We start from the raw sequence: 24,092 nt of genomic DNA on the forward strand, positions 1-24,092 counted from the left end.
TGTACCACTCGGTACAAACCCCACATACCCACGACAACTTGCTCCTTGAGGCTGCATAAGCCGGTGCACCCGCCGGCTTTCCATTCCAGGGAGTGAGCCCAATGATCGGTAGCGTCAGCAACTACACGAGCTATAACAGCACCGCCAGCACCACCACCAGCAATGCCCGTAGCCAGCAATTCCAGAAAGAACTGCTCTCCAGACTCGACACCAACAGCGATGGTTCGGTGGATCAGGACGAGCTCAAAAGCGCCCTGTCGCAGAAATCCGATGACGGTTTGCTGGTCAGTCTGAGCAAAGATTTCGCCGACCTGGACAGTGACGACAGCGGCAGCCTGAGCAGCGAAGAAATGGCAGCGATGACGCCTCCTCCACCTCCGCGTGATCAGGCATCGGACACCAAACTGGCCGACGCGCTGATCAGCGCTCTGGACGCCGATGGCGACGGTGCCATCAGCGGCGACGAACTGAGTAACGGTCTGACCAGCGCCGGCAGCAGCGCTGACAGCACGGAAATCTTCTCGGCCCTGGACAAGAACGAAGATGGCGTCGTCAGCAAGGACGAACTCGCCGCCAGTCTCGCCCCGCCACCGCCGCCACCTCAACAGGTGTCCAGCGAAGAGCTGTTCAGCCAGCTCGATGCGGACAGCGATGGCAGTGTCAGTGCCACCGAACTGAGCAGCGCGTTGCAGGCGAGCGACAGCACCTCATCGACCGGCACCGACACCAGTGCCGCGCTGCTAAAGGTATTGGATAGCGACAGCAGTGGCGGAGTCAGCAGCGACGAATTGAAAGCCGCGCTGCAGGCCGGTCGCGAGAAAAACAGCGACAGTTCCACCGATCAGGCGAACGTGGCAGAAGCGCTGGACAAAATGATCGCCATCCTGAGCAAGCAATACTCGCTCGACAAGGTGGCGACGGTGGGTAAATACCTTAACGTAGCGACTTAAGTCAAAAGCTTCGCGGGCAAGTCGGACCGCCGCACCGCTCGCTCCTACAGGTCATGCGTTTTGCCCCAATTATGGGTTCGACACTTGACCTGTAGGAGCGAGCGGTACGGCGGTCCGACTTGCCCGCGAAGGGGCCATTCGCCTCAACACAAACCTCACGGCCGGCGATCTTCCACCCGCGCCTGACTCTTGCTCCAGTCAGTCAAAAGACTGTACGCGACAGCCAACAACGTCGGCCCGATAAAAAGGCCGATGAAGCCGAACGCAATCAACCCGCCAAACACCCCCAACAACACGATCACCAACGGCAAATTCCCACCGCGACTGATCAGGTAAGGCTTGAGCACGTTGTCGACCCCGCTGATGATGAACGTGCCCCAGATCCCGAGAAACACTGCCATCCCGTACTCGCCCTTCCAGGCCAGCCACGCGGTCGCCGGTATCCACACCAGCGGCGGCCCCATGGGAATCAGGCTGAGCAGGAAGGTGACGATGCCAAGCACCAACGCTCCAGGCACTCCGGCAATCAGGAACCCGATCAACGCCAGCACCGCCTGGGCTGCCGCCGTCCCGATCACGCCGTTCACCACCCGTTGAACCGTACCCGCCACCAATTCGATGTAGTAACCGGCGCGATCCCCGATCAACCGTTGCAGCAGGCCGTGGACAAACGCCGCCAGGCGCGGCCCGTCCCGGTAGAAAAAGAACACGAACACGATGCTCAGCGTCAGCTCGAGAATGCCGCCGCCAATCTGTGCACTGCGCGCCAGCAACCAGTTACCGACCTGCCCCAGATAAGGTTTGAGCGACACCATCATTGCCGCGCCTTGCTGATCGATGCTGTTCCAGATCACCACCAGCCGTTCGCCCACAAGAGGAATACTGCCCAGCCAGGTCGGTGCCTCGGGCAAGCCATCCATCTGCACATCCTTGATGAACGCCGTGGCGTCGCGCACATGGTCCGCCAGGTTGAAACCCAGCCACACCAGCGGCAACGCCACCAGCAACATCCAGCCCAGGGTCAGCAATGCAGCCGCCAGGGATTCGCGACCGTTGAGCCAACGGGTCAACAAACGCATCAGGGGCCAACTGGCAAACGCCAGCACCGCGCCCCAGAACAACGCGGACCAGAACGGCGCCATCACCCAGAAGCTCGCGCCAAACAGCACCAGGAGCAGGATTTGCACCAACAGCCGATCGTTATTGATCATCCGAATCTCGAAAAAAGTCAGTTCGCAAAAGAGTAGGCGAACGCGGCCAGCGCGTCCGCCTGATTCAGCTTATCGCAACAGTTCGATGTGCAGGCCAGAGCCTTCGACGCTGCCCGTCTCCATCCGCGCCGACCGCACGCCCTGGCTCATCAATGCCTGACGCCAGGCTTCGGCGTTCGGCCCGGAAACGCTCACCCGCAGGGTCGTGTCCAGGTTCAGGCCGCGCGAGAGCAAGCGCAGCCAGGTCTCGTCGGGCGCACTGGTCAGTTTGGGGAAGTCGAGCTCACCGGTACTTTTGAGCTCTCGCAACAAGGTTGCGGATGTTGGCAGCAGATCACCCAGCGGTGCGGCAGAATCGAACTGTTCAACGTGCAAATAGGCTTTGCGATTGCCGCGAGTGATGCTGTATAGCGCCACCAGCGTGTTGTCCTTTGGCGCAGCCAACCGCAACAGCAGATAGGCCTGCTGATCGTCAGCGCCATAGAGCTTGGCATTGCCGAAGACTTCATTGGCCCACAGGCTGCTTTCACCGCAATCACGGGCCTGGCACCAGAACAGCAATTCGGCGTCCTGCTTCTGCAAGGCTTCGCGAGCGACGGTAAACGCTTCGGTAGACGAATGCTCCGGTGGCAGCTCGTAGGTCACCGAAGTGGTTTGCCCACGGGCGCTGACCTGACCGTCGAAACGCAACTGGCCGCTGATCTTGCGTATTGAACCCAGCGGGTAGATCCGCTCCAGTTCAACCGCCGGGCGATAGTCAACGATCTGCGAATCGGCCACGCGGGGCACGATCGGCAGGTCCTGACTGCCCGGCACATCGGCGGCAAACCCCAGAGGACTGAAACAACACAGCGCCAGCAGACTGATTGAACGCATGGATGAGCTCATCGGATCAGCATGGCCTGGGCACCCTTGATGACGTTGGCGTCGTCGATGCGTTCGGGAACGAGCAAACCACGCTGCACCGCCGGACGCGCTTCCATACTCGCCATCCAGCGTTGCAAGGCCGTCAAGCCGTCCACGTCGACACCTGACCACTCGTGCCCACGCACCCACGGAAAAGTGGCGATATCGGCAATGCTGTAATCGCCGGCCAGAAATTCCACGTCTTGCAGACGCGTGTCGAGCACTTCATACAGGCGACGGGTTTCATGCTGATAGCGATCGATGGCGCCCTGGAGTTTCTCCGGAAAGTAACGGAAAAACACGTTGGCCTGGCCCTGCATCGGGCCGATTCCACCCATCTGGAACATCAGCCACTGCAACACCACCGAACGCCCCTTGGGGTCCTGAGGCAGCAGTTTGCCGGTCATTTCAGCGAGGTAAATCAGGATGGCGCCGGATTCAAACACAGCAAAATCGCCGTTGGCGCGGTCAACAATCGCCGGGATCCGGCCATTGGGGTTGATCTTGAGGAAGTCCGCGGACTTCTGTTCCTTCTTGTCGAAACTCAAGGCGTGCACCGTGTAGGGCAGGCCGAGTTCCTCGAGCACGATAGAGACCTTGTGGCCATTCGGGGTCGCAGCGGTGTAGAGATCTATCATGGTTGTCTCCCATTTCAACCCGCCCAGCCTCGACAGTTGCCCGGCGCAAGTCAAGGAACGGCGAAGAACCGATTGAAACAGTCTGCGACAAGGTCGGCACCGGATTCGTCATTCAGGTGCAAATGATGACCGCCAGGCAGCTGTTCACGGCTAAAGGGTAGACGCTCCAGCAACTCGGGATGTTTGGCGAGCATGCCGTCGGCCGCGACGACCAGCAGCGCAGGACAGCTGACCCGCTGGACGAAGGCCATGGCCTGTTCGGTGGTCAGACGCAGCGGCGACGGCAGCGTCAGGCGGTTGTCGGTACGCCAGGTGTAGCCGCCCGGCACCGGCATCAAGCCACGCTGGGCCAGCAGTTCGGCGGCTTCGCGGCTGACGGCCACCAGACCTTTCATGCGCGCTTCGATGGCGCGGTCGAGGGTGTTGTAGACCGGTTTGCTTTTCTCCCGCAGATCCAGCTGCGCTTGCAGGGCCATGCCCATGCGCTCGGCGGCATTTTCGCCTTTGTCTGTAGGAGGAATGATGCCGTCGATCAAGGCCAGATGGGTGACACGCTCCGGCAGCGAACCGGCAATGATCAACGAAGCGATCGCACCCATGGAGTGCCCCATCAGCGCAAAACGCTTCAAGCCAAGCTGTTCGGCGACTTGCAGCACGTCATGGGCGTAGTCCCACATCGCGTAACCGGCACCCGCAGGACGATGCCCGGAATGACCGTGACCGGCCATGTCCAGCGCAATGATGCGCAGCCCTTTGAGTTTCGGCGCCAACCGGGCAAAGCTGTTGGCGTTGTCCAGCCAGCCGTGCAAGGCGATCACCGGCAAACCGTCTTCGGGACCGAACAGGTGCGCTGCCAGCTCAATGTGCGGCAGGCTCAGGCGGACTTCTTCGACGACATGGCTCATGCACAATCCTGCTGATGGCGACCGTCCCAGCGGCTGAACAGGTTTTTCAGCAGCAAGGCCGTGTCCTGGGGACGTTCGAGGGGAAACATGTGCCCGCCCGGCATGGTCAGGGATTCGCCCAACGCCATGCGACCGACAGAACTGGCGTGATGACGCATCACCACGCGGCTCTTGTGCCCGCGCACCACTGCCAGCGGCACCTTCAACTGCCGAGCGCGGCCGGGGCTGGTGTGGGGCACGCCACGGTAGATGCTGATTTCCGTGGCCGGGTCGAAACGCAGGCGCAGTTTGTCGCCGACCTTGTACAAACCGTGTTGCAGGTAGGCGTCGAAACATTCCGGATCAAAGCTGCGAAACAGGGTTTTGCCGGCGAAATAGCGGCGGGCACTTTCGAGGTCGGCGAACTCTTCCCGACGCCCCAGCGTACGACCGGCCGGAGTCAGGCGGTCGATAAAACCGAAGCGTTTGGCGGCACGGATCACCCATTGATCGGCGCGGGTCAGCACCGGCGAATCGAGCATCACCACGCCGCGGTACAGCTCGGGGCAGCGCAACGCGGCGTGCAGGTGCAGCACGCCGCCGAAGGAATGGCCGACACCCCACACCGGCTCCGCCTGCTGTTCGAGGTGATGAATCAGCTCGTCCACCAGGTTGTGCCAGTTGTCGTCCGCCGGGAAACGCGGGTCGTGGGCGTGCTGCTCCAGATGCGTCACCTGATACTCGGGCGCCAGCGCCGCGAACAGCTTGCCGTAGGTCCCCGAAGGAAAACCGTTGGCGTGGGCGAAAAATATCTGCTGCGACATACCAGTCGTTCCATCAACCAAAAACAGAACCCGATTGTCCGCAAGCCCACCGCAATCCGCAATGACCGTAACTGCCAGGGAGGATGACAGTCCGGTCAGGGGCATGGGCCATTCAGAAATCGGAACCTTGTGGCGAACGAGCTTGCTCGCGCTCGGCGGCGCAGCAACCGCAAAACCGGTGAACGCCGTGTAACGGGAGAACGGGGTGTCCGGCAGGGGGCTGCTTCGCAACCCAACGCGAGCAAGCTCCCTCGCCACAGGAAATCATTGGCCCAAAAAATGTCGGTCATTCGACGATTAACGCGTCGGTGGATTTTCTCCCAACGGCACCACCGCCATGGTCAACCGCGACACACAACTGGCCTTGCCCTCATCGCTGGTCAGCCGTATATCCCAGACATGGGTCGTACGCCCGATGTGAATCGGCTTGGCCACGGCTGTCACGCGACCGCTACGCAGTCCACGCAAATGGTTGGCGTTGATTTCCAGGCCCACGCAGTAGAACTTGCTGGCATCGATGCACAAATAGCTGGCCATGGAGCCGACGCTTTCCGCCAGCACCACGGACGCGCCGCCATGCAGCAGACCATAAGGCTGGTGCGTACGGTGGTCGATAACCATGCTCGCAGTCAGCGAGTCTTCGTCAAAGGCCTCGAAGCGGATATCCAGCACTTCACCAATGGTGTTTTTCTGAATTGCGTTCAACTGCTCGATGTTGGGAATGGTGCGCCACAAACTCATTGCAGACATCCTTTGTTGGTTTTGTTCGTGACTCAATCCTGCCACAGCACTGCTTCGCTGCGCTCGCTCCATTCTTCGAACCGGGCACCGTAAGCCGCTTCGATCACGTTGCGCTTGATCTTCAGGGTCGGTGTCAGAAAACCGTTTTCAACCGCCCAGCTGTCTTTGACTACCACGAGCCGGCGCAGGCGCTCATGCTTGTCGAGGGCGTCGTTGACCTCCTCCAGCAGTTTTTCCAGGCTTGAATGCAGACCGGCGCGCGCGGTTCCGCCCGCGTCCTGCTGCCCGACCGCCGAAAGCACGCACAGCCCCAGCGGCGCGCTCAAACCGTCGCCGACCACGCACACCTGTTCGATTCGCGAATGGACTGCCAGACGATTTTCAATCGGTGCCGGGGCCACGTATTTGCCTTTGCTGGTCTTGAAGATTTCCTTCAGCCGTCCGGTCAGCCGCAGGTTGCCTTCGGCGTCTTGCTCACCCTTGTCACCGGTGCGCAGGAAGCCGTCCTCGGTCATCGTGTCGGCAGTTTTTTCCGGTTCCTTGAAATACCCCAGCATGGTCGCGCCGCTGCGCACCATGACCTCGCCCGATTCGGCTATCCGCACTTCAACCTCAGGGCAAGGCTTGCCGATCCAGCCGGGCGTGTTCTCGCCGGGCCGACCGATGTGGGAATAACCGCAGCTTTCGGTCATGCCGTACACCTCCAGCACGTCCAGCCCGAGCTTTTGATACCACAGCAACAAAGTCTGCGGCACCGGTGCCGCGCCGGAAAGCGCGACGCGCAAGGCGTCCAGCCCAAGCCCGGCGAGCACTTTGTGCCCTACCCGCTTGCCAATGAAGGGCAACCCCAGCAGGAAGTCGAGGCGTTTCGCCGGGATCTTGCTGTACACGCCCATCTGGAACTTGGTCCAGATGCGTGGCACGCCGAACAGCGCGGTCGGTCGCGCACGCTGCAAGTCGGTCAGAAAAGTATCGAGGCTCTCGGCAAAGAACACGGTTTGCCCGGTGTAGATCGACGCCAGTTCAACGAACATTCGTTCGGCGACATGGCACAGCGGCAGATAGGACAGCAGCCGATCCGACTCATTGAGGCCGAACAATTGCGTGCCGTGGGTGGTGGCGAAGCCCAGAGTGCCGAAGCTGTGCATCACGCCTTTGGGCATGCCGGTGGTGCCGGAAGTGTAAATGATAGTCGCCAGTTGGTCGGCGGCAGGTTTGGGATCGTCCTGGATCGGTGAACACGCTTGCAGGTCGGCCCAGCTGAAATCGAAGCTGCCCGGCGGGTGCAGTGGCAGGCTGATGGTTGGCAGGTCGGGGCGGACCCCGCGGGACATGCCGGGCCAGTCATCGAGCTTGCCGATGAACGCCAGCGCCGCTTCGGAGTGTTCGAGGACTTGCGCGACGGATTCGGCGGTGAGGTTCGGGTACAACGGCACCGAAACGTGCCCGGCCATCCAGATTGCCAGGTCGGCGATGATCCAGTGCGCACAGTTTTTCGAGATCAGGGCGATGTGGCTGCCTTGCGGCAATTCCCGCGCCCGCAACCAGTGCGCGGCGCAACGGGCCTGATGACCGACGTCTTCCCAGGTCAGGGTTTCGACCTGACCGCCGCCCACCGGTTGAACCAGGAAGCGCTGACGGGGATGACGGGCCTCACGCTCGTAAAAGACGTCCAGCGGCAAACGAAAAGCAGCAGACATGCGACTCGCTCCTTTGTTTTTGGTCTGGAGCAAGCGTAGTCAACCAAGCGGTTGCTTGGTTGACTATTTCATTACAAAAATCATGAGCGACACCGAACCCGTAGGAGCGAGGCTTGCCCGCGAAGGGGCCCTTAAACCCGGCAAAGCTTCGCGGGCAAGCCTCGCTCCTACAAAATCCAAATCCAAATCCAAAGCGAAGCAAAAACAGCAAAAGCAGTTACGGGTGCTTGATGCCTTTGAGCTTCATTGCGCCCGCCAGCGGCAAATCACCCTCCAGTTCCGCCAGGCCCGCGGTTTGCACCGCTTCCGGTTCCTGCACATGACCGTGCTGAAGGTAACCGAGCAGGTTTCCCACCAGCGGGTTGTGACTGATCAGCAGAGCGTGATCCACAGATACCAACTGTTCAGCCACTGCTTGCGGGCGGTTGTCGGGGGTCAGCCATTCGACAGTGCGAATCTCCGGCGCGAAATTCAGCGCCGTACGCACAATTTCTGCCGTCTCCTGCGCTCGCAGGTAAGGACTGGCATAAATGGCTGTAATCGGTATGCCGATCAACTTGGCAGCGGTGCGCAACACCTCCTCACGACCGTGTGCCGTCAATGCCCGCTCGGAATCAGGACGTTTGCCGTGTGGCTCGGCTTCACCATGTCGCAATACCCAGAGTTTCATAGCTTGGGTTCCTCATCTCGGGCCGGATGCGGCGCAGGCGCCACGACGTGTGGCGCTTCACCTTCCGGCGTACGCGGCGTCGGCCAGTCGGCGAACGGCCAGGGTTTCTGGTCGCTGTGGAACGTGCCGAAACGCCCGATTTGCGCCAGGAACTGGCTCAGGCTGTCGCCGAAATTCATCAGGCTGGCGCTCGGGGCGCCATAGATCAAACGATAGACCAGTTGCACCAGCACCACGGCGCCGAGGATGAATTGCGCCACCTGCCAGACCAGCAGGAAGACGATCATCCACAACACCCGAAGCAGGATGGATTCGTACCTGGCTTCTACTTTCGGATCGTTCATATGCAATTCCCTGCCTGTTTTAAAAGCGTGATCAGTTGAAACCACTGGTGGAAATAAAGTCGACGTCGGTTTTCGGTTCGCCGCGCATCAACAATTCAATCACCTGATTCAGCGTGCGCCCTTCGAACAGAATCGCGTGCAGCCCGGCGACCAGCGGCATGTACACGCCCACTTCCTGGGCCTTGGCCTTGAGCACTTTCAGGGTATTCACGCCTTCCGCGACTTCGCCCAGCCGTGTCACTGCGTCTTCCAGGCTCAAGCCTTGGCCGAGGGCGAAGCCGACCTGATAATTGCGGCTTTTCGGCGACGAACAGGTCACGATCAAATCACCTACGCCCGCGAGCCCCAGGAACGTCATCGGGTTGGCGCCCTGATTCACCGCAAAGCGGGTCATCTCCGCCAGCGCCCGGGTGATCAACATGCTCTTGGTGTTTTCGCCCATGCCCAGCGCCACCGCCATGCCGGCGATGATCGCGTAGACGTTTTTCAGCGCCCCGCCCAACTCCACGCCGAAGCGGTCAGCGCTGGCGTACACGCGAAAGGTGCGGCCGTGCAGCGCTTCCTGAACCCGTTGGCAGAGCTCTTCGTCTTCGCTGGCGACCACGGTGGCGGTCAATGCGTGTTCGGCGATTTCACGGGCCAGGTTCGGCCCGGACAGCACGCCAATGCGCGCTTGCGGGGCGATCTCTTCGAGGATCTCGCTCATCAGTTTAAAGGTGTGGGCTTCGATGCCTTTGGTCAGGCTGACCAGCAGTTTGCCGCTCAATCGTTCGGCGTGCGGGACCAGCACCGAGCGCAGTGCGCTGGACGGCAGCGCAACGAAGCACAGGTCGCAAGCCTCCAGTGTGGCTTGCAGGTCAGTGACCGCTTCCACGCCCGGGAGAATCTTGATGCCTTTGAGGTAACGCGGGTTCTCGCGATTGACCCGAATGGCTTCTGCCTGTTCAGGGTCACGCATCCACTGCCGGACCTGAAGCCCGTTCTCGGCCAGCAGGTTAGCCACGGCGGTACCAAAACTTCCGCCTCCCAGGACCGCAATCGGGCGCTGTTCAGTCATATGCAATCCGTTAATCCATACCAGTGGCGATGCCGGCATTATACGGAGCGGCCCAGTGGCGGCCAGCCCCCGCGTGAATTACCGGCACTTGTCTGAAGAAGACCAATAAATCCGAGGAAAATGCCGTCATCGTGACTGGAAAAGTCGACCGGCTCGGTTAACATGCGCGCCAGTAAAATCGCTATCAAGGATGTGTTGTGTCGTTTGGCTCTGCTTCACCCCACTCGCCGCTGGTTCTGGCGCTGATCTTCAGCCCGCCGTTGCTGGCCGACGACCTGTTTCTCGACAGTGAGCCACTGCCGCACGTACTGACGGCTACGCGCCTGAAACAGTCGCCGGCCGCGGTGCCGGGGAGCATGACGGTGATCGACAGCGAACTGATCAACGCCAGCGGTGCCCGGGACATCAGCGAGTTGCTGCGCCTGGTGCCGGGAATGATGGTCGGCAACATCACCGGCAATCAGGCCGCCGTGAATTACCACGGCACCAACGCCAGCGAAGCGCGGCGCATGCAGGTGCTGATCGACGGCCGTTCGGTGTATCGCGCCGGCCTGGCCACCGTGGACTGGAGTGACATTCCGGTGGCCATGGAAGACATCGAGCGCATCGAAGTCTTCCGCGGCCCGAACACGGTCAGCTATGGCGCCAATGCGCTGATGGCGGTGGTCAACATCATCACCCGCAATACGGCCGACAGCCACGGCACGCGAATGAAGGTCACTCGCGGCCAGCGCGGCATCGACGATTTCTACGCCAGTCAGGGCGTGGGCTGGGACGGTGGCGACTTGCGCCTGTCGCTGTCCGGTCAGCAGGACGACGGCTTCGACTCGGACCGCAAGGGCGCCGACTATCGCGACAGCCGCCGCCTGAACCGCCTCAACCTCGCCGTCAGCCAGACGCTAAACGAACAACAAAGCATCGATTGGCAGTTAAATGCCAAGGACGGGAGCAATCAGCGGCCTTACACCTACCGCCCAGTGTTCTCGGGAATTACTGCCGCCGGGAACAATTCTGACGTCGTCGCCAAAGACTACGCCGGTTCCTTGCGCTGGAACCTCGACCTCAATCCCGATCACAGCCTTTATATCCAAGGCTCGGCCCAGCACTGGGATCGGCAGCAAACCTGGCGCGCCTGCGACGCCGAAGTCTCGTTCAGCCCCGAACTGACCCAGCTCTGGCAGCTCAACCCGAATTACACCGAACGCCTGGCGCGCAACATCGAGCGCTACCTCGGTCCCGGCGCGCCGGCCGGTACGGCGGCGGAGCAAGCCCTGGCCAATCAAGTGCTGGACCAGTGGCGAAACGGCGCCCGGCGAACCCTGTGCGGTGACATTGACCAGAGCACCCGGGAATCGCGCTACGACCTCGAATTGCAGGACACCCTTAGCCTGTCCGACAGCCTGCGACTGGTCAGCGGCTTGAACTATCGTTACGACCGGGCCGATTCCGAGACCTATTTCAACGGCACGCTCGATGACACGACGTGGCGCGCATTCGGCCAACTCGAGTGGCGAGCGACCGAACACTGGTTGTTACAGGGCGGTGCGATGTTCGAAGACACGCAATTGACCGGCAGTTCGCTGACCCCGCGGGTGGCAGTCAACTATCTGATCACTCCGCGCCACGGTTTGCGCGCAGTCTATTCGGAAGCCATCCGTTCGCCGGACATGTTCGAGAACAACGTCAACTGGAGTTACCGGGTGACCAACCTGCAACCCACTGCCTATGGCCAGAGTAGCGCCCGTTACTTCGTCAAGACCCGCGGTCCCGGTAACCTTGAGCAGGAACACATGCGCTCGAGAGAACTGGGCTACAACGGCTTCTTCGCCGAGTGGGGGCTGGCGGTGGACGTGAAGGTGTTCCACGACGAGATCACTGGCATGATCAGCGAGCCGTTGCGCAACAATCAGTACATCGCCAGTAACGCCAACAGCTCGCGCTTCACCGGAGCGGAAACCCAGCTCGACTGGCACCTCGGCAGTGCCGACCGGCTGCGCCTGACCTACGCCTACGTCGATGCCCAGGCGAGCAATCCGCTGGATGCGCAACAGACTGCACGCAACAGTGGCTCCGCCGGCTGGCTGCGCAACTGGGGCCAAGGCTGGAACAGCGCACTCTTCTATTATGGTGACGACGCGCTCAACGGCTATCGCTTCGAACGGGTCGACACACGCATCGCCAAACGCATCAGCCTGGGCAAGGCCAGCCTGGAGCTGGCCGGCGTGCTCCAGCAACGTCTCGATAATCAACCCACCACATTCGTTGATAACAATTACGACGAGCGACGCGTGATGTACTTCAGCGCGGAGCTGGCGTTCTAGATGCTGCGGTGTCCGTCGCGCAAGACGCCAATCCCTGGCCGCCTGCTGGCCGGGTTGTGCCTGGTGTTTGCCGTTTGGCTGGTGAGCCTGTCGGTCAGCGCCGAGGACATTCTGCTGACCGGTGCCGACGACAGCCCCGGCATGCAGGCTTTCGCGACGGCCCTTGGCGAATTGCGCCCTGGCGACACGGTGCGTTTCCAGCCATTGACCCGTCTACCGGCACCGAGCAAATTGCCGACCGGCATTCGTTTGATCCTGCTGGACCTGCCCAGCCTCGATTGGCGCCTGCAAGAAACCCAGGGCCCGGCGACGCTGGTACTGCGCATCAGTCGCCTGCAAGCCCGTCAACGCCTGGGCACCGCCCTACCCGCCCATTTGAGCCTGCTCTGGAGTGATCCGCCGCCCGATCGGCAATTGCGCCTGGCCCAAATCCTGCTGCCCCAGGCCAAACGGATCGGCGTGCTGTACGACAACCATAGCGAATTCCTCTTGAATGAACTGCGTCAGGCCGCCCGGCCGTTGGGCCTCGAAATCGTCACCGAACGCTGGGACAACACCAATGACAGCCGCCCCTTGCAAACCCTGCTGAAAAACAGCGACGTGCTGCTGGGCCTCGATGATCCCGACCTGTATAACCCCAAAACCGCAAAAAACCTGCTGCTCAGCAGCTACGCACGACAAACCGCGCTGATCGGCCCGAACGCCGGCTTCGTCAAGGCCGGAAGCCTGACCAGCAGCTACAGCGACCAGAGCGACTGGCTGGCGATTCTCGACGAACTGCTCGACCAGCCACCGGCCACCTGGCCACGCACGCATTACGCCAATCGCTTCAAAGTCTTGAGTAACCCACAAGTGGCTCGTTCATTAGGCATTGAACAGATCAATGAAGCTTTGGTTGCAACACAGTTGGCCGAAGGAGAAAGCCGCCCATGACTTTCCGTCGTCGTTGGGACATCAATACCCGCACCCAGATCATCAGCCTCGGCCCTGCTCTGCTGCTGACCTTGCTGCTGATCAGCTTCTTCACCTTCGTGCGGATCCAGGACCTGCGTCAGGAGCTCAATCACACCGGTCAACTGATTGCGAACCAACTGGCGCCGGCCGCCGAATACGGGGTGATTTCGGGCAACAACGAAGTGCTCGAAAGTCTGCTCAAGGCCACCCTGGCCACGCCCAATGTGCGCTTTCTGGAAGTGCAGGACAGCGCCAACCGGATTCTGGTGTACGTCGAGCACCCGTCGGAAACCCACACCCGCTCGCAACAGGTCGAAGTGTTCCAGGCGCCGGTGCGCTTGCAACGGATCGCGCTGCACAATGATTTCTTCCAGGGCGCCAACGCCGCCACCACCGCCCCCGCCGAGGATTATCTGGGGCGTGTGATCGTCGGTCTGTCGAATGACGCCTTCAGCAAGCGGCAACAGGAAATCCTGTTCAAGGCCGGTGTCCTCGCGCTGTTCGCCCTGTTATTTACCTTCCTGATCGCCCGGCGCCTGGCCGGCAGCCTGTCGCAGCCGATCCGCGACATCGGCAACGCGGTCAAGGCGATCCAGAGCGGCGACTACAAGACGCCGCTGCCGATTGTCGACGACACCGAACTCGGCGCGCTGTCGCAGCACATCAATAACCTCGCCAGCGGTCTCGAACAGGCCAGCCGTGAACAGCATCAGGCCATGGCGCAGTTGATCCAGACCCGCGAAGAAGCGGAAAAGGCCAACAACGCCAAATCCGATTTCCTAGCGATGATGAGCCACGAACTGCGCACACCGATGAATGGCGTGCTCGGCATGTTGCAACTGCTGGAAACCACCGAGATGACCGAGGAGCAGGTCGAGTACGCGGCGCTGGCCTCGGAGTCCACCGAACACCTGCTCAAAGTCATCAACGACATTCTCGACTTCTCGCGCATCGAGCGTTCGGAACTGGAACTGGAACACATTCCGTTCAATCTGGCGGACCTGATCAGCAGTTGCGCCCAGTCGTTCCAGCACAGCGCTTTGCAACGCGGGCTCGATCTGGCGCTGCTGATCCCCGAAGACATGCGTGCGTTGCAGGTTCAGGGCGACCCGACACGGATCCGGCAGATCCTGGTGAACCTGGTGGGCAATGCGCTGAAGTTCACCGAGCAGGGCCGCGTCACCATCGAACCGCAATGGCAGTCGCTGGATCACGAATTGTTGTGGTTCACCTGCACCGTGCGCGACAGCGGGATTGGTATCCCGGCCGAAAGCCTGGAGTTAATGTTCAATGCGTTCCAGCAGGCCGACAGTTCAATTTCAAGGCGTTACGGCGGCACCGGGCTGGGACTGCCGATTGCCCGCACCCTGGCGGAACGCATGGGCGGCACCTTGCGCGCCCAGAGTGAGGAAGGTCGCGGCTCGGTGTTCACCCTGGAAATCCCGCTGGCGCTCTATAAACAGACGCTGCCGGTGCGCACGCCACGCGCGCAGACCGGCAGTGGTGATGGCGAAGGCCGCAATGTGCTGCTGGTCGAGGACAACCCGGTCAACCAGACCGTCGTCGAAGCCATGTTGCGCAGCCTGGGCTTTACTGTCAGCGTCGCCACCGACGGCGCTCAGGCGGTACGCAGTGCCGAAAGTCTGATCTTCGAAGCCATTCTGATGGACTGCCGACTGCCGATCATCGATGGCTATGAGGCCACCCGACAGATTCGCCAACTGCCCGGTTGCACCGACCTGCCGATCATTGCGCTGACCGCCAACGCCTTGCAGGGCGACCGTGAAGCCTGTTTATCGGCGGGAATGAACGATTACCTGGCCAAGCCGTTCAAACGCACTGATTTGCAGCAAATTCTGCAGCGATGGGTGCAGTAGTGCAGGCCTTTCGACCATCTGCGACTGGCGTGAAAGCCGAAAGTGCGGCAGTCTTAGGCACCCGAACAGGCCCGAAAAGGGGCTTGAATAAAAATTTCAGTGCACAAGTGTACATTCATGTCCTTGGTGCTGTGACTTTCACCACAACGCAATAGTCTATGAGTAGGCTGCTGACTCGAGGCATGAACGCTTCGATCGGCCGGGAAGATTTGCCCCACCTGCCGCATGGGACTATTGAGGAGCTCGCATGACCAAACAAAACGCCTTTACTCGGGAAGACCTGCTGCGCTGCAGTCGCGGTGAGCTGTTCGGTCCAGGTAACGCGCAACTGCCCGCCCCGAACATGCTGATGGTGGACCGCATCACCCTGATCAGCGAAGAAGGCGGCAAGTACGGCAAGGGTGAATTGGTCGCCGAGCTGGATATCACTCCGGATCTGTGGTTTTTCGCCTGTCACTTCGAAGGTGACCCGGTGATGCCAGGCTGCCTGGGCCTCGATGCCATGTGGCAACTGGTCGGTTTCTTCCTCGGCTGGCAAGGCCTGCCGGGCCGCGGCCGCGCCTTGGGTTCGGGCGAAGTGAAGTTCTTTGGTCAGGTTCTGCCGACCGCGAAGAAAGTGACCTATAACATTCATATCAAGCGCGTCCTCAAAGGCAAGCTGAACCTGGCCATCGCCGATGGTTCGGTGACTGTCGACGGTCGCGAAATCTACACCGCCGAAGGCCTTCGGGTCGGCGTTTTCACCTCCACTGACAACTTCTAAGGGTTATCCGCATGCGCCGCGTCGTTATCACTGGTCTGGGCATCGTTTCGTGCCTGGGCAATGACAAAGAGACCGTCTCCGCTAACCTGCGTGCAAGCCGCCCTGGCATCCGGTTCAACCCGGAATATGCCGAAATGGGTCTGCGTAGCCAGGTTTCCGGCTCCATTGACCTTCCGCTTAAAGAGCTGATTGATCGCAAGACCTTTCGCTTCGTCGGTGACGCAGCGGCTTACGCTTATGTAGCGATGAAAAACGCCATCGAAGACTCGGGCCTGACCGAAGAGCAGGTATCCAACCCGCGTACTGGCCTGATCGCCGGTTCCGGCGGCGCTTCCACGCTGAACCAGATGGAAGCGCTGGACACCCTGCGCGAAAAAGGCATCAAGAAGGTTCTGCCGTACTACGTCACGCGGACCATGAGCAGCACCGTTTCCGCTTGCCTGGCCACCCCGTTCAAGATCAAGGGTCTGAACTACTCCATCGCTTCTGCCTGCGCCACCAGTGCTCACTGCATCGGTACGGCCATGGAACAGATCCAGATGGGCAAGCAGGACATCGTGTTCGCCGGCGGCGGTGAAGAAGAGCATTGGAGCCAGTCGTTCCTGTTCGACGCCATGGGCGCACTGTCCAGCCAGTACAACGAAACCCCGGAAAAAGCTTCCCGTGCCTACGACGCCAAGCGTGACGGTTTCGTCATCGCCGGCGGTGGCGGCATGGTCGTGGTCGAAGAGCTGGAACACGCTCTGGCCCGCGGCGCGAAGATCTACGCGGAAATCGTTGGCTACGGCGCGACCTCCGACGGCTACGACATGGTCGCTCCAAGCGGCGAAGGCGCCATCCGCTGCATGCAGATGGCCATGTCCACCGTTGACGCACCGATCGACTACCTGAACACCCACGGCACTTCGACTCCGGTCGGCGACGTCGCGGAAATGAAAGGTGTGCGTGAAGTGTTCGGCGACAAGGCCCCGGCCATCAGCTCCACCAAGAGCCTGTCCGGTCACTCCCTGGGCGCCGCCGGCGTTCACGAAGCGATCTACTGCATGCTGATGATGGAAGGCAACTTCATGGCGGGTTCCGCCAACATCGACGAACTGGACCCGGAAGTGGCAGACATGCCGATCCTGACCAAGACTCGTGAAGACGTCGCTTTCAACACCGTGATGAGCAACAGCTTCGGTTTCGGTGGCACCAACGCGACCTTGGTACTGCAGCGCTGGCAGGGTAAGTAACACCCCGCCTACGCAGCACATAAAAACGCCCCGACTGGTTCGGGGCGTTTTTTTTTGTGCCTGGAAAATGTGCACTGCAATGCTTTTTGTAGGAGCCAGGCTTGCCGGCGAAGGCGTACTCAAGGACGCCTTCGCCGGCAAGCCGTGCGCCTACAGGTGCCGTGTTCTACCAGCGAAATATTCACGGCGAACATGAAGCTTTTGTCATGAAACTCAGCGCCCTGCGACCGAATGCCGCGTATTTCGCGGGCTGCAGGACTTTCTCCATTTTTGCAAAAAACCGTTACCAAACTCTGTCGTTTACTTAGCAAGCTAACAAAATATATAACAGAGTCCTGCACACGCCTTGCTGCAGATATCACAGAGATTGGAGCTAGCAGATGACTGTAAAAGTAACTGAACGCGACGATTCACATAAGTCCCACGAAGGCGTAGCCGCCGGTATCCGGATCTGGGACGTGCACCAACAAGACATGCTGGTGGGGATGTTCCACTCCGAAACCGACGCCCACAGCTACAAGGCCGAACTGGAAAAACTGGAGCAGCAACGAGCGCTGCAATCCGCATAAGCAATGACAGCATTGAAAACGACAAACCCCGCCATGAGCGGGGTTTGTCGTGCGTAGCACTCAAAAAAATCGGCAATTGCTGCCAGATTTTCAGGGCCGCTACGCAGCCCAGCGCGAGCAAGCTCGCTCGCCACAAAGACTTACCACATCAGATCATCAGGGATCTGATAGGCCGCGTACGGATCATCCTCGGCCGCCGCTTCTTCAGTCTGCACGTTCAGCTGCACGATGCGCTGTGGATCGCGCTCCTGGATCTTCAGGGCCGCTTCACGGGGGATCACTTCGTAACCACCGGCATGGTGCACGATCGCCAGCGAACCGTTACTGAGCTTGTTGCGCATCAACGTGTTGACGGAAAGGCGCTTGACCTTCTTGTCGTCGACGAAGTTGTAGTAGTCCTCGGTGGTCAGCTTCGGCAGCCGCGAGACTTCGATCAATTGCTTGACCTGCGCGGCGCGGGCCTTGGCCTCGGCCTTCTCCTGCTGCTGGCGGTTCAGCTCCTGGTCGCGCTTGACCTTTTCGGCCATGGCTTCCTGGGCCGCACGCTGCTGGGAATCATCGAGTTCGATCTGGCCTTTATGGGCCAGGCGCTGCTGTTTCTGCTTCTCTTTGCCGACCTGTTTGGCCTGCTTTTGGTTGACCAGCCCTGCCTTTAGCAACTGGTCGCGAAGGGAAATGCTCATGGTGCTTATTTCTCACTTAGGCCACTGCTCAACCGCAGCTGGGCAAATTCTTTTCCTGACGTTTGGCTTCGCCCCACAAGGCGTCCAACTCTTCGAGGGTGCAATCTTCTATGGGACGGTGGGTGTCGCGCAATGCCTGTTCGATAAAACGGAAGCGTCTTTCGAATTTGCTGTTGGCGCCGCGCAAGGCGGTTTCCGGATCGACCTTGAGATGACGCGCCAGGTTGACCACGGAAAACAGCAAGTCGCCGACCTCATCGGCAATCGCTACCGAGTCATTGTCGGCCATGGCTTCGAGCACTTCATCGAGTTCTTCGCGGACCTTGTCCAGCACCGGCAAGGCGTCCGGCCAGTCGAAGCCGACCTGCCCTGCGCGCTTCTGCAACTTGGCTGAACGGGATAACGCCGGCAGCGCAGCGGGCACATCATCAAGCAAGGACAGTTGTTCCGGCGCCGCAGACTTCTCGGCGCGTTCTTCAGCCTTGATCTCTTCCCAACGTTGCTTGACCTGCTCTTCACTCAGACGCGGAACATCCAGCGGCGCGTACAGATCGCCGGTGGGGAACACGTGCGGATGACGACGGATCAGCTTGCGGGTGATGCCATCGATAACGCCGGCGAATTCGAACCGCCCTTCTTCCCGGGCCAGTTGGCTGTAATAAACCACCTGGAACAGCAAATCGCCCAGTTCACCCTGCAAGTGATCGAAGTCACCACGCTCGATGGCGTCAGCGACTTCGTAGGCTTCCTCGAGGGTATGCGGGACGATGGTGGCGTAGGTTTGCTTGATGTCCCATGGGCAACCGAACTGCGGGTCGCGCAGACGGCTCATCAGGTGTAGCAAGTCTTCAAGGCTGTACATCAATCACTCTCTGCATCGGCAACTCGATAGCTCGGGCAAACCGCAAACCTGTAGGAGCCGAGCTTGCTCGCGATAGCGGTGTGTCAGGTAAATCGCCATCGCGAGCAAGCTCGGCTCCTACAGGTATCGGTTCCATCGGCATCACGGCGTACGGTTACGGCGCGTTTCGATGATGTTCGGCAACTGGGATATCCGCCCCAGCAACCGCCCAAGCGCATCCAGCCCCGGAATCTCGATGGTCAGGGACATCAACGCGGTGTTGTCCTCCTTGTTCGAGCGGGTGTTGACCGCCAGCACGTTGATCCGTTCGTTGAGCAGCACCTGCGAGACGTCACGCAACAAACCGGACCGGTCGTAGGCGCGAATGATGATGTCCACCGGGTAGGTGAGCACCGGCACCGGGCCCCAGCTGACCTGGATGATCCGCTCCGGCTCGCGCCCGGCCAGTTGCAGCACCGAGGCGCAGTCCTGACGGTGAATGCTCACGCCACGGCCCTGGGTGATGTAACCGACGATCGCGTCGCCCGGCAACGGCTGGCAGCAGCCGGCCATCTGGGTCATGAGGTTGCCGACACCCTGGATCTGAATATCGCCGCGCTTGCCCGGTTTGTAGCCGGTGGCCTTGCGTGGAATCAGTTCCAGCTGCTCGTTGCCGCGCTCCGGCTCGACCAGTTGCTGCGCCAGGTTCACCAGTTGCGCCAGGCGCAAATCGCCTGCGCCCAACGCGGCGTACATGTCCTCGGCGGTTTTCATGTTGGCCTTGTCGGCCAACTTGTCGAAATCCACCGCGGGCAAGCCAAGGCGACTGAGTTCGCGTTCGAGCAAGGTCTTGCCGGCCGCGACGTTCTGGTCGCGGGCCTGCAATTTGAACCAGTGAACGATCTTCGCCCGCGCCCGGGACGTGGTGATGTAACCCAGGTTCGGGTTCAGCCAGTCGCGGCTCGGGGTGCCGTGCTTGCTGGTGATGATCTCGACCTGTTCACCGGTTTGCAGGCTGTAGTTGAGCGGTACGATGCGCCCGTTGATCTTCGCGCCACGGCAGTTGTGACCGATTTCGGTGTGCACGCGGTAGGCGAAGTCCAGCGGGGTCGCGCCCTTCGGCAAGTCGATGGCGTGGCCGTCCGGCGTGAAGATGTAGACCCGGTCCGGTTCGATATCGACCCGCAGCTGTTCCGCCAGGCCACCAATGTCGCCCAGCTCTTCGTGCCACTCGAGCACCTGACGCAGCCAGGAGATTTTCTCTTCGTAGTGGTTGGAACCGGATTTGACGTCGGTGCCCTTGTACTTCCAGTGCGCGCAAACGCCCAGTTCGGCTTCTTCGTGCATGGCGTGGGTGCGGATCTGCACTTCCAGCACCTTGCCCTCAGGCCCGATCACTGCGGTGTGCAGCGAGCGGTAGCCGTTCTCTTTCGGGTTGGCGATGTAGTCGTCGAATTCTTTCGGGATGTGTCGCCACAAGGTGTGGACGATGCCGAGCGCGGTGTAGCAGTCGCGCATTTCCGGCACCAGCACGCGCACGGCGCGCACGTCGTAGATCTGGCTGAACTCCAGACCCTTGCGCTGCATTTTGCGCCAGATCGAATAGATGTGTTTGGCCCGGCCGCTGATGTCGGCCTCGACACCGGTGGCCTGCAATTCGACTTTCAGCTGGTTCATCACATCGGCGATGAAGCGTTCGCGATCAAGGCGCCGCTCGTGCAGCAACTTGGCGATCTGTTTGTACTGATCGGGCTCGAGGTAGCGGAAGGACAAGTCCTCCAGTTCCCACTTGATGTGACCGATGCCGAGACGGTGGGCGAGCGGCGCGTAGATGTCGAAGACTTCACGCGCGACGCGGTTGCGCTTCTCGTCGTCTGCCGTTTTGACCGCACGGATCGCGCAGGTGCGCTCGGCCAGTTTGATCAGCGCGACGCGCACGTCGTCGACCATGGCCACGAGCATTTTGCGCAGGTTTTCGACCTGGCCCTGGGTGCCCAGCACCAGGGATTGACGGGGGCTCAGGCTGGCGCTGATCGCCGCCATGCGCAATACGCCGTCGATGAGTTTGGCGACCACCGGACCGAAACGCTGGCTGACCGCCGGCAGTTCAATCTGGCCTTCGCGCACGCCACGGTACAAGACCGCGGCGACCAACGAATCCTGATCGAGTTTGAGGTCGGCGAGAATCTCGGCGATCTCAAGGCCCGTGCGGAAACTCGAGGTCCCTTCGGACCATAGATTCTTCGCCGCATTGGCCTGTTGTTCGGAGGTGCGAGCGAACTCGCACGCGTCCTTCAAGGCTTCGCGATCCAGTGCCAGATCGACACTGACCGCATGATCGAGCCAAGCCTCGAGGTTGATGCTGCCGTCCGTGTTGATCGGCTGGTGTGCTCTCACCTGTACCATCTTGCTTTACCTTCCCTACGACGCAGATTCAATGCGTCCAATCGCTGACCTTCGTTGCCGGGGATGCACTCGCGGGGCCAGGACGAGTGCTGCACGGGCGGGTCAGTCGGACCAGACGAGCCTTCCTAGCTCGCTTCAAATAACGCCATGGCCTCGACATGTGCCGTCTGAGGAAACATATCGAGAATCCCGGCACGTTTTAACCGGTAGCCTTGCTTGATCAATTCGACCGTGTCGCGCGCCAGAGTTGCAGGGTTGCACGACACATACACCAACCGTTCGGCGCCCAGAGCCTTGAGCTTGCGCACCACCTCGAAAGCACCGTCACGCGGTGGGTCCAAGAGTACCGCACAAAAGCCTTCGCGCGCCCATTCGGCATCGGTCAAAGGCTGGGACAAATCGGCCTGAAAAAACGTCGCATTATTCAGATTGTTGCTAGCGGCGTTCGCGGCTGCCCGCTCGACCATCGCCTGCACACCTTCGACCGCCACCACTTCGCGAACGGCTTTGGCCAGCGGCAAGGCAAAGTTACCCAAACCACAGAATAGATCGAGAACGCGTTCATCCGCTGTCGGTTTCAGCCAGTCCAGCGCCTGGGCGACCATCGCTTCGTTGACCGCCGCGTTGACCTGAATGAAATCTCCCGGCCGGTATGCCAGGTTCAAATCCCACTGTTCAAGGCGATAGCCCAACGACTGATCAGCTTCGACCGGTTGCGGTTCGCCCTCGCCATGCAGCCACAATTGAGCTTCATGGAACGCGCAAAAATCCTTGAGGATCGTCATATCGGCATCGGACAACGGCGCCATGTGGCGCAGCAACACCGCCAACGACGAACCACTGAACAACTCCACATGCCCCAGCGCCTGAGGTTTGCTCAAGCGCCGCAACATCTCCGGCAAGCGGGTCATGATCGGTTGCAAGGGCTGTACCAGCACCGGGCATTCGTTGATTGCAACGATGTCCTGACTGCCCGCCGCGCGGAAACCGACTTCGAGCTTTTTAGCTTTCATGTCCCAGCGCACCGCTACACGGGCGCGACGGCGGTAAGCGAACTCCGGACCGCTCAACGGCGCTGCCCACTCTTCGGGTTCGACACCGGCGACCTTGGACAATTGCTCGGCGAGCATGCGCTGTTTCAGGGCGAGTTGTTCGGAATGAGGCAGGTGCTGAACACTGCAGCCACCACAGCGACCGGCATGCGGACACGGCGCCGGGCGACGCAATTCGCTGGCCAGGAAAACGCGCTCGGTGCGTGCCTCGACGATTTTGCCGTGGGCACCGAGCACGCGCGCCTCGACTTCTTCACCGGCCAATGCGCCGAGGACGAACCAGGTGCGACCTTCGAAAAACGCGATGCCGCGACCGTCATTGGCCAGGCGCTCGATGGTCAGGCGCTGTTTTTTGCCGGTCGGAATTTGCGGGGCCTTGCTGCCGCCGGTGGGCTGGAAGCGCAGGCCTCTCTCGTGCTTGGCCATCAGTTGGGCGCGTCGAAAATGCCGGTCGACAAGTAACGGTCGCCACGGTCGCAGATGATCGCGACGATCACCGCGTTTTCAACTTCTTTGGACAAACGCAGCATCGCTGCCACGGCACCGCCCGAGGACACGCCGCAGAAGATGCCTTCTTCGCGGGCCAGACGACGGGTCACGTCCTCGGCTTCGCTTTGCGCCATGTCGACGATGCGGTCCACGCGATCGGCCTGGTAAATCTTCGGCAGGTATTCCTGCGGCCAGCGACGGATGCCCGGAATCGCCGAGCCTTCCATCGGTTGCAGGCCGATGATCTGCACGTTCTCGCTCTGCTCTTTCAAGTAGCGCGACACGCCCATGATGGTGCCGGTGGTACCCATCGAACTGACGAAATGAGTGATGGTGCCCTCGGTCTGGCGCCAGATTTCCGGGCCGGTGGTGGTGTAGTGCGCTTCCGGGTTGTCACCGTTGGCGAACTGGTCCAGCACCTTGCCACGGCCTTCGGCTTCCATTCGTTGGGCGAGGTCGCGGGCGCCTTCCATGCCTTCTTCCTGGGTCACCAGAATCAGCTCGGCGCCATAGGCCGTCATCGCGGCCTTGCGCTCGGCGCTGGAGTTGTCCGGCATGATCAGGATCATCTTGTAACCCTTGATCGCGGCAGCCATGGCCAGAGCGATCCCGGTGTTGCCCGAGGTCGCTTCGATCAGCGTATCGCCGGCGTGGATCTGCCCGCGCAATTCAGCGCGGGTAATCATCGACAGCGCCGGGCGGTCCTTGACCGAACCCGCCGGGTTATTCCCTTCGAGCTTGAGCAAAAGGGTATTGCTGGTGGCGCCGGGCAGGCGCTGCAAACGGACCAGCGGAGTGTTGCCGACGCAATCGGCGATGGTTGGGTACTGCAAGGTCATGGCGTAATTCGCAATCCAGACTGCGGGGGCGCCTATCATACCGGCAAACGTTCGCAGGCCATATCACGCAAAGTGCGGTGCTTATGGCTTATGGGAATAAGGGTGGATTTTGGTGTTTTGTCACGACCTCATCGCGGGCAA

At 60.7% G+C, this 24,092-nt stretch carries 22 protein-coding genes; 7 read left to right on the forward strand and 15 right to left on the reverse strand.

From position 1 onward, the window contains the following. Positions 1 to 101: 101 nt before the first annotated feature. Entirely contained in the window at positions 102 to 950 is an 849-nt protein-coding gene (gene xopAW, locus KJF94_RS19090; protein WP_214377897.1) for a XopAW family type III secretion system calcium-binding effector, read from the forward strand. Positions 951 to 1,105: 155 nt separating this feature from the next. Here xopAW and KJF94_RS19095 read toward each other — a convergent pair whose 3' ends face one another. From KJF94_RS19095 to KJF94_RS19140, 10 genes are all read right to left on the reverse strand, one after another. Then, the gene (locus KJF94_RS19095) at positions 1,106 to 2,161 is read right to left on the reverse strand and encodes an AI-2E family transporter (protein WP_214377899.1); all 1,056 of its coding nucleotides are present in this window, start codon (positions 2,159 to 2,161) and stop codon (positions 1,106 to 1,108) included. A gap of 69 nt (positions 2,162 to 2,230) precedes the next feature. Then, on the reverse strand, positions 2,231 to 3,037 hold the full coding sequence (locus KJF94_RS19100) for a DUF4892 domain-containing protein (protein WP_214377901.1): 807 nt from the start codon (positions 3,035 to 3,037) through the stop codon (positions 2,231 to 2,233). A gap of 8 nt (positions 3,038 to 3,045) precedes the next feature. Further along, the gene (locus tag KJF94_RS19105) at positions 3,046 to 3,705 is read right to left on the reverse strand and encodes a glutathione S-transferase family protein (protein ID WP_214377903.1); all 660 of its coding nucleotides are present in this window, start codon (positions 3,703 to 3,705) and stop codon (positions 3,046 to 3,048) included. A gap of 50 nt (positions 3,706 to 3,755) precedes the next feature. Further along, the gene (locus KJF94_RS19110) at positions 3,756 to 4,610 is read right to left on the reverse strand and encodes an alpha/beta hydrolase (protein WP_214377905.1); all 855 of its coding nucleotides are present in this window, start codon (positions 4,608 to 4,610) and stop codon (positions 3,756 to 3,758) included. Further along, a complete protein-coding gene (locus tag KJF94_RS19115) occupies positions 4,607 to 5,413 on the reverse strand; it encodes an alpha/beta fold hydrolase (protein WP_214377907.1) in 807 nt (268 codons plus the stop codon). Before KJF94_RS19115 ends, KJF94_RS19110 begins: the two co-directional genes overlap by 4 nt. 297 nt (positions 5,414 to 5,710) lie before the next feature. Next, on the reverse strand, positions 5,711 to 6,154 hold the full coding sequence (locus KJF94_RS19120) for a hotdog fold thioesterase (protein WP_214377909.1): 444 nt from the start codon (positions 6,152 to 6,154) through the stop codon (positions 5,711 to 5,713). 32 nt (positions 6,155 to 6,186) lie between these two features. Continuing rightward, entirely contained in the window at positions 6,187 to 7,854 is a 1,668-nt protein-coding gene (locus KJF94_RS19125; RefSeq protein WP_214377911.1) for an AMP-binding protein, read from the reverse strand. Positions 7,855 to 8,071: 217 nt separating this feature from the next. Then, positions 8,072 to 8,524, reverse strand: a complete 453-nt coding sequence (sixA, locus tag KJF94_RS19130) for a phosphohistidine phosphatase SixA (protein WP_214377913.1) — start codon at positions 8,522 to 8,524, stop codon at positions 8,072 to 8,074. Continuing rightward, positions 8,521 to 8,868: a DUF4389 domain-containing protein gene (locus KJF94_RS19135; protein ID WP_214377915.1), complete on the reverse strand. Its 348-nt coding sequence runs from the start codon at positions 8,866 to 8,868 to the stop codon at positions 8,521 to 8,523. Before KJF94_RS19135 ends, sixA begins: the two co-directional genes overlap by 4 nt. 31 nt (positions 8,869 to 8,899) lie before the next feature. Continuing rightward, on the reverse strand, positions 8,900 to 9,925 hold the full coding sequence (locus KJF94_RS19140; RefSeq protein WP_214377917.1) for an NAD(P)H-dependent glycerol-3-phosphate dehydrogenase: 1,026 nt from the start codon (positions 9,923 to 9,925) through the stop codon (positions 8,900 to 8,902). Between the two features lie 197 nt (positions 9,926 to 10,122). Between KJF94_RS19140 and KJF94_RS19145 the strand changes: the two genes are divergently transcribed. The 6 genes from KJF94_RS19145 to KJF94_RS19170 all read left to right on the forward strand — a co-directional run bounded on the left by KJF94_RS19145 (position 10,123) and on the right by KJF94_RS19170 (position 17,641). After that, positions 10,123 to 12,246 (forward strand): TonB-dependent receptor plug domain-containing protein, encoded by a 2,124-nt coding sequence (locus KJF94_RS19145; protein WP_214377919.1) that lies wholly within the window; start codon positions 10,123 to 10,125, stop codon positions 12,244 to 12,246. Then, positions 12,247 to 13,179 carry an ABC transporter substrate-binding protein gene (locus KJF94_RS19150; protein WP_214377921.1) on the forward strand — a complete coding sequence of 311 codons (933 nt, stop codon included), beginning with the start codon at positions 12,247 to 12,249 and terminating at the stop codon, positions 13,177 to 13,179. Then, positions 13,176 to 15,077 (forward strand): ATP-binding protein, encoded by a 1,902-nt coding sequence (locus KJF94_RS19155; protein ID WP_214377923.1) that lies wholly within the window; start codon positions 13,176 to 13,178, stop codon positions 15,075 to 15,077. The genes KJF94_RS19150 and KJF94_RS19155 overlap by 4 nt, the downstream gene beginning before the upstream one ends. A 247-nt stretch (positions 15,078 to 15,324) precedes the next feature. Continuing rightward, a complete protein-coding gene (fabA, locus tag KJF94_RS19160; RefSeq protein ID WP_003179264.1) occupies positions 15,325 to 15,840 on the forward strand; it encodes a 3-hydroxyacyl-[acyl-carrier-protein] dehydratase FabA in 516 nt (171 codons plus the stop codon). Between the two features lie 11 nt (positions 15,841 to 15,851). After that, positions 15,852 to 17,072 carry a beta-ketoacyl-ACP synthase I gene (gene fabB / locus KJF94_RS19165; protein ID WP_214377925.1) on the forward strand — a complete coding sequence of 407 codons (1,221 nt, stop codon included), beginning with the start codon at positions 15,852 to 15,854 and terminating at the stop codon, positions 17,070 to 17,072. Positions 17,073 to 17,452: 380 nt separating this feature from the next. Continuing rightward, on the forward strand, positions 17,453 to 17,641 hold the full coding sequence (locus KJF94_RS19170) for a hypothetical protein (RefSeq protein WP_008148017.1): 189 nt from the start codon (positions 17,453 to 17,455) through the stop codon (positions 17,639 to 17,641). A gap of 140 nt (positions 17,642 to 17,781) precedes the next feature. Here KJF94_RS19170 and KJF94_RS19175 read toward each other — a convergent pair whose 3' ends face one another. The 5 genes from KJF94_RS19175 to cysM all read right to left on the reverse strand — a co-directional run bounded on the left by KJF94_RS19175 (position 17,782) and on the right by cysM (position 23,951). Beyond that, complete coding sequence (locus tag KJF94_RS19175; RefSeq protein WP_084321993.1) at positions 17,782 to 18,324, reverse strand: DUF2058 domain-containing protein; 543 nt, start codon at positions 18,322 to 18,324, stop codon at positions 17,782 to 17,784. A 28-nt stretch (positions 18,325 to 18,352) separates the two neighbouring features. Continuing rightward, positions 18,353 to 19,186 carry a nucleoside triphosphate pyrophosphohydrolase gene (gene mazG / locus KJF94_RS19180; protein WP_214377927.1) on the reverse strand — a complete coding sequence of 278 codons (834 nt, stop codon included), beginning with the start codon at positions 19,184 to 19,186 and terminating at the stop codon, positions 18,353 to 18,355. Positions 19,187 to 19,327: 141 nt separating this feature from the next. Continuing rightward, entirely contained in the window at positions 19,328 to 21,571 is a 2,244-nt protein-coding gene (gene relA / locus KJF94_RS19185) for a GTP diphosphokinase (protein ID WP_214377929.1), read from the reverse strand. A gap of 125 nt (positions 21,572 to 21,696) precedes the next feature. Beyond that, positions 21,697 to 23,049, reverse strand: coding sequence for a 23S rRNA (uracil(1939)-C(5))-methyltransferase RlmD (gene rlmD, locus KJF94_RS19190; protein ID WP_214377931.1), 1,353 nt, complete (start codon positions 23,047 to 23,049; stop codon positions 21,697 to 21,699). After that, on the reverse strand, positions 23,049 to 23,951 hold the full coding sequence (cysM, locus tag KJF94_RS19195; protein WP_214384909.1) for a cysteine synthase CysM: 903 nt from the start codon (positions 23,949 to 23,951) through the stop codon (positions 23,049 to 23,051). The genes rlmD and cysM overlap by 1 nt, the downstream gene beginning before the upstream one ends. Between the last annotated feature and the right edge of the window lie 141 nt (positions 23,952 to 24,092).

Origin of the sequence: Pseudomonas hormoni (genome assembly GCF_018502625.1) — a bacterium.
GTDB lineage: Bacteria > Pseudomonadota > Gammaproteobacteria > Pseudomonadales > Pseudomonadaceae > Aquipseudomonas > Aquipseudomonas hormoni.

What these genes read in the sequence shown, in the direction of transcription:
- fabB (WP_214377925.1), top strand. Translation starts at nt 15,852, where the DNA reads ATGCGCCGCGTCGTTATCACTGGTCTGGGCATCGTTTCGTGCCTGGGC.
- mazG (WP_214377927.1), bottom strand. Translation starts at nt 19,186, where the DNA reads ATGTACAGCCTTGAAGACTTGCTACACCTGATGAGCCGTCTGCGCGAC.
- KJF94_RS19125 (WP_214377911.1), bottom strand. Translation starts at nt 7,854, where the DNA reads ATGTCTGCTGCTTTTCGTTTGCCGCTGGACGTCTTTTACGAGCGTGAG.
- xopAW (WP_214377897.1), top strand. Translation starts at nt 102, where the DNA reads ATGATCGGTAGCGTCAGCAACTACACGAGCTATAACAGCACCGCCAGC.
- KJF94_RS19120 (WP_214377909.1), bottom strand. Translation starts at nt 6,154, where the DNA reads ATGAGTTTGTGGCGCACCATTCCCAACATCGAGCAGTTGAACGCAATT.
- KJF94_RS19100 (WP_214377901.1), bottom strand. Translation starts at nt 3,037, where the DNA reads ATGCGTTCAATCAGTCTGCTGGCGCTGTGTTGTTTCAGTCCTCTGGGG.
- cysM (WP_214384909.1), bottom strand. Translation starts at nt 23,951, where the DNA reads ATGACCTTGCAGTACCCAACCATCGCCGATTGCGTCGGCAACACTCCG.
- KJF94_RS19115 (WP_214377907.1), bottom strand. Translation starts at nt 5,413, where the DNA reads ATGTCGCAGCAGATATTTTTCGCCCACGCCAACGGTTTTCCTTCGGGG.
- relA (WP_214377929.1), bottom strand. Translation starts at nt 21,571, where the DNA reads ATGGTACAGGTGAGAGCACACCAGCCGATCAACACGGACGGCAGCATC.
- KJF94_RS19175 (WP_084321993.1), bottom strand. Translation starts at nt 18,324, where the DNA reads ATGAGCATTTCCCTTCGCGACCAGTTGCTAAAGGCAGGGCTGGTCAAC.
- fabA (WP_003179264.1), top strand. Translation starts at nt 15,325, where the DNA reads ATGACCAAACAAAACGCCTTTACTCGGGAAGACCTGCTGCGCTGCAGT.
- KJF94_RS19170 (WP_008148017.1), top strand. Translation starts at nt 17,453, where the DNA reads ATGACTGTAAAAGTAACTGAACGCGACGATTCACATAAGTCCCACGAA.
- KJF94_RS19095 (WP_214377899.1), bottom strand. Translation starts at nt 2,161, where the DNA reads ATGATCAATAACGATCGGCTGTTGGTGCAAATCCTGCTCCTGGTGCTG.
- KJF94_RS19155 (WP_214377923.1), top strand. Translation starts at nt 13,176, where the DNA reads ATGACTTTCCGTCGTCGTTGGGACATCAATACCCGCACCCAGATCATC.
- KJF94_RS19140 (WP_214377917.1), bottom strand. Translation starts at nt 9,925, where the DNA reads ATGACTGAACAGCGCCCGATTGCGGTCCTGGGAGGCGGAAGTTTTGGT.
- KJF94_RS19110 (WP_214377905.1), bottom strand. Translation starts at nt 4,610, where the DNA reads ATGAGCCATGTCGTCGAAGAAGTCCGCCTGAGCCTGCCGCACATTGAG.
- rlmD (WP_214377931.1), bottom strand. Translation starts at nt 23,049, where the DNA reads ATGGCCAAGCACGAGAGAGGCCTGCGCTTCCAGCCCACCGGCGGCAGC.
- sixA (WP_214377913.1), bottom strand. Translation starts at nt 8,524, where the DNA reads ATGAAACTCTGGGTATTGCGACATGGTGAAGCCGAGCCACACGGCAAA.
- KJF94_RS19150 (WP_214377921.1), top strand. Translation starts at nt 12,247, where the DNA reads ATGCTGCGGTGTCCGTCGCGCAAGACGCCAATCCCTGGCCGCCTGCTG.
- KJF94_RS19105 (WP_214377903.1), bottom strand. Translation starts at nt 3,705, where the DNA reads ATGATAGATCTCTACACCGCTGCGACCCCGAATGGCCACAAGGTCTCT.
- KJF94_RS19135 (WP_214377915.1), bottom strand. Translation starts at nt 8,868, where the DNA reads ATGAACGATCCGAAAGTAGAAGCCAGGTACGAATCCATCCTGCTTCGG.